Consider the following 238-nt stretch of genomic DNA (forward strand, 5'->3'; position numbering starts at 1 on the left):
CACAATCGTAAACTGTGTCGTGTACAGGGTCCGTCCGGAGCCAGGTGTTCCGTGTCCCAAGAGTAAATCCCGGTGAGATTGATGTGCTCCCAGCTTAGTGGAGAGACATGTTTCAGCACCTCGTCAGGAACATGCCGACCTTGTCTGCGCAAATCCGCGACTGCACGACTGGGATAAACAGTATTCCAGTATACAATAGCACTGACGACCGAGTTATTGTCAAATCTGGTGTCCAAGC

At 51.3% G+C, this 238-nt stretch carries 1 protein-coding gene; it reads right to left on the reverse strand.

Features of this window, described 5'->3' with window-relative positions; all coding sequences use genetic code 11:
• Positions 1-238, reverse strand: a 238-nt coding sequence (locus tag E1297_RS00170) for a Tn3 family transposase (protein ID WP_155132500.1), incomplete at both ends; no start/stop codon positions are given.

Source organism: Roseibium sp. RKSG952, assembly GCF_009711355.1.